The sequence below is a fragment of the Allostella sp. genome (assembly GCF_041913585.1).
Lineage (GTDB): Bacteria > Pseudomonadota > Alphaproteobacteria > ATCC43930 > Allostellaceae > Allostella.
The window spans coordinates 1-4,191 of record NZ_JAYSFE010000220.1; the positions used below are offsets into that span (position 1 = coordinate 1).

The following is a 4,191-nucleotide window of genomic DNA, read 5'->3' on the forward strand; positions in this document are numbered from 1 at the left end:
CGTTGATGCAGAGCTTGTCCGGGCAGGCGAGCTTGGCGCCCATGGCGAGGCCGAGCCCGTAGCCGAGCTGGGTCGTCTTGCCCCAGCCGATGTAGGAGAGCGGTTCGGTCGCCTGCCAGAAGGGCGAGAGCTGGTCGCGCGGGCTGCCGGCGTCGTGGGTGATGATGGTGTTGGCGCGGTCGACCGTGTTGGCGAGGTCCCACAGCACCCGGTAGGGCGAGAGCGGCGCGTCGTTCGAGGTCAGCTTCGGCATCCACTTCGCCAGCCACTCCGCACGCACCGCGGCGATCTCGGCCGCGACGGCGGTGGCATCGCGCGGCGCCGCGATGCTGCGCTTCAGTTCGGCCAGCAGCGCCTCCAGCGTCAGGGCCGCGTCGCCGATCAGGGCATGGGCGGCGATCACGTCCTTGTTGACGTCGAGCGGATCGAGCGTCGCGTGGACGATCGTCTTGCCCTTCGGGATCGCGGTGCCGAAGTTGGTCTCGGTGAAGCTGCAGCCGATGCCGAAGATGACGTCCGCGTTCTTGAGGAACCGGTCGACGGTCAGCGGATAGGCGCGCCCCCCCGAGCCCAGCGCCAGCGGATGGTCCTCGGGGAACGCGCTCTTGCCCTGGAGCGTCGTCATCACCGGCGCCGCCAGCAGCTCCGCCAGTTCCCTGAGCTGCGCGTAGGCGCCCGCCCAATGGACGCCCTGGCCGGCATGGATGACGAGGTTCTTGGCGCCGGCCAGCACCTCGGCCACCTTGCGCACCGCCATCGGGTCCGGCCCGAAGCGGGTCGTCATCACCGGCTCGTAGGCGATCGGCTCCGCCACCTCCTCGTTGAAGACGTCGGTCGGCACCTCGACGAGGCACGGGCCGAAGCGGCCGTTGCGGAGCTGGGTGAAGGCGCGCCGCATGATGTTCGGGATCTCGGCGGCCGTCGTCACCGGCTCGGCGCTCTTGGTGATGTGCTGCATCGCCGTGACCGAGTTGAAGTTCGGCGGGACGTGGGCGATGCGCCGCGGATAGCCCATCGGCATCACCAGCACCGGCACGGATTCGCCGTAGCACTGCGCGACGCCGCCATAGGCGTTCTCCGCGCCCGGGCCGTGCTGCATGGCGAAGACGCCGATCTTCCGGCCGCGCGACAGGCGGGAATAGGCATCGGCCATGTGCAGGCCGATACGCTCCTGCCGCACGATCACCGGACGGATGTCGACGTGGGCCGCATATTCCAGCAGATGGTTGACCGGATAGCCGAAGATGATCTCGACGCCTTCGCGCTTCAGGATTTCGGCGATGGCCAGGCCTGCCTTCATGGCGCTTGCTCCCTTCGAAGTTATGCGGCTCGGGTTTCCAGGATCATGTCGCTCGCCTTCTCGCCGATCATGATGGCGGGGGCGTTGGTGTTGCCCGACACCACCGTCGGCATGATCGAACAGTCGGCGACGCGCAGCCGGCCGACGCCGTGCACGCGCAGGCGCTCGTCGACGACCGCCATCGGGCCGTCGCCCATCATGCAGGTGCTGGTCGGGTGGTAGATGGTGGAGCCGGTCTGCCGCGCGAAGGCCAGCAGGTCCTCGTCGCTGGCCGCCGCCGGCCCCGGAATGTGCTCGGCCGCGACATAGGCGGCGAGCGGTGCCTGCCGGCCGATGCGGCGGGCGAGCTTCAGGCCGTCGACGATCGTCCGCCGGTCGGTTTCGGTCGAGAGATAGTTCGGGCGGATCGCCGGGTGCGTCGCCGGATCGGCGTTGCGGATCATCACCGTGCCGCGGCTCTCGGGCCGCAGCTGACAGACCGAGTTGGTGAAGCCGGGGAAGGGGTGGGGCGTCAGGCCGGCGCCGTCCGAGCTGAAGAGGATGAAGTGGTACTGGACGTCGGGTGTGGCGAGCTCCGGCCGGGTCCTGGCGAAGAGCCCCGCCTGGCCGGCGCCGATGGTCATGGCGCCGGTCCGCCGGGTCGCATACTCGATCCCCATCCGGAGCGTCCGCCAGATGCTGCGGACGTCGTCGTTGACGGTGATCGGCCGGGTGCAGCGATAGGCGATGCGGGCCTGGAAATGGTCCTGGAGGTTGGCGCCGACCCCGGGCAGGTCGTGGACGACGGCGATGCCGTGCTGGCTGAGATGATCCGCCGGCCCGATGCCCGAGAGCTGCAGGAGCTGCGGCGAGTTGATTGCGCCCCCGGAGAGGATGACCTCGCGGTGCGCCTTCGCCTGCACCAGCCGGCCGTTCTGGCGGTACTCGACGCCGACGGCGGCGCGCCCGTCGAGCAGGATGCGGGTCGCCAGCGCCTCGGTCTCGACGCGGAAATTGGAGCGCTTCTCCGCCGGCCGCAGGTAGGCGACCGCGGCCGAGCAGCGGCGGCCGTTGCGGTTGGTGAGCTGATAGTACCCGGCCCCCTCCTGCTGGGCGCCGTTGAAGTCGTCGTTGCGCGGCAGGCCGATCGCCTCGCAGGCGGCGATGAAGGCCTCGCACAGCTCATGTTCCTGGCGCAGGTCCTCGACGCTGAGCGGCCCGTCCGCGCCGTGCAACTCGGAGGCGCCGCGCTCCTGTCGCTCGGCCCGCTTGAAGTAGGGCAGCACGTCCTCGAAGCTCCAGCCGCGGTTGCCGAGCTGGCGCCAGTGGTCGTAGTCCTCCTTCTGGCCGCGGATGTAGATGAGGCCGTTGATCGAGCTCGATCCGCCCAGCACCCGGCCGCGCGGCCAGAACGACCGGCGCCCGTCGATGCCCGCGTCGGGCTCCGTCTCGTAGCACCAGTTGACCCGCGGATTGCGCAGGTTCTTCACGTAGCCGACGGGGATGTGGATCCAGGGATTGCGGTCGCGCGGGCCGGCCTCCAGGAGCAGCACGCGGCTGCGCCCGTCGGCCGACAGCCGGTTGGCCAGCACGCAGCCGGCCGAGCCGGCGCCGACGACGATGAAGTCGAACTCCTGCGGGGACATGCGCCTCTCCGGGCGGTCGGCCGGCGGGAATCCGGCCCTGGCGGGAGAGCGAGCATGGGACGCGCCGTCGCCGGGATCAAGCCTGCACCGGCATGGTCCGGGCCATGCTACATGATCGCCGGCGCGGCCCCCAGGCGGCGGCCGCGGACGGCGCAGTTCGGGAGGGGAGATTGCAGGGCGGATTCATGCGCTACGCCGTCATCTGGGTGCTGGTCCTGGCCACGGTCTATATCGGCGACCAGTTCATCCGCGACCTGTGGCTGGTGGGGGACGAGCCGCGGGCGGTGACCGCGCGCGGCGACCTCGCCGCCAGCGAGCAGCACACGATCGAGCTCTTCCAGAACGCCGCGCCGTCCGTCGTCTACATCTTCACCGAGGGCGCCTACGTCTCGACCCCGCGCGGCCGCGCCCGGCAGAGCGGCACCGGCACCGGCTTCATCTGGGACCAGGCCGGACACGTCGTCACCAATTTCCACGTCGTCGACCAGGCGGAGCGCGTGCGCGTTCGCCTCTTTGACGACACCACGGTCGAGGCGCGGGTGATCGGGGCCGCGCCCGACCACGACATCGCGGTGGTGCGGCTCTCGGGCGTGCGCGCCGCACTGCGTCCGATCCCGGTCGGCAGCTCGGCCGACCTCAAGGTCGGGCAGGCGGCCTATGCGATCGGCAATCCCTTCGGCCTCGCCCGGACCCTGACGACCGGCGTCGTCTCGGCCCTCGACCGCCGGTTGCCGACCGCCTCGCACCGGGAGATCGCCGGCGTCATCCAGACCGACGCGGCCATCAACCCCGGCAATTCCGGCGGGCCGCTGCTCGATTCGGCAGGACGCCTGATCGGCGTGAACACCGCGATCATCTCCGACAGCGGCGGCTCCGCCGGCATCGGCTTCGCGGTGCCGGTCGACACCGTCAACCGGGTGGTGCCGGCCCTGATCCGAGACGGCCGGATGCCGCGGCCGGGCATCGGCATCGTCGCCCTGCCCGAGGACGCGGTGCCCGGCCTGCCCGGCATCGCCGTCGAACGCGTGCTGCAGGGCAGCCCCGCCGCCAATGCCGGCCTGCGCGGCGCCGACGCCCGGACGGGCGCCATCGGCGACGTCATCATCGGCGCCGACGGACGCCCGGTCCGGACCCTGGGCGACCTCGCCGCGGCGGTCGAGCGCGCCGGGATCAACGGCGCGGTCGAGCTGACGATCCTGCGCGACGGCCAGCGCATGACCGTGCGGGTGATGGTGGTCGACGTCTCCGGGCGGTAGCCCGGAGGCC

At 71.2% G+C, this 4,191-nt stretch carries 3 protein-coding genes; 1 reads left to right on the top strand and 2 read right to left on the bottom strand.

Annotated elements, in window-relative coordinates:
* Positions 1-1,300, bottom strand: a 1,300-nt coding sequence (locus ACE3Q3_RS23215; protein ID WP_374450042.1) for a thiamine pyrophosphate-requiring protein, incomplete at its 3' end; no start/stop codon positions are given.
* Positions 1,301-1,320: 20 nt separating this feature from the next.
* Positions 1,321-2,925, bottom strand: a complete 1,605-nt coding sequence (locus ACE3Q3_RS23220; protein WP_374450044.1) for a GMC family oxidoreductase — start codon at positions 2,923-2,925, stop codon at positions 1,321-1,323.
* Positions 2,926-3,110: 185 nt separating this feature from the next.
* On the opposite strand from ACE3Q3_RS23220, the gene ACE3Q3_RS23225 reads away from it, so the two are divergent.
* A complete protein-coding gene (locus tag ACE3Q3_RS23225; RefSeq protein ID WP_374450046.1) occupies positions 3,111-4,181 on the top strand; it encodes a S1C family serine protease in 1,071 nt (356 codons plus the stop codon).
* The last annotated feature ends 10 nt before the right edge of the window (positions 4,182-4,191 follow it).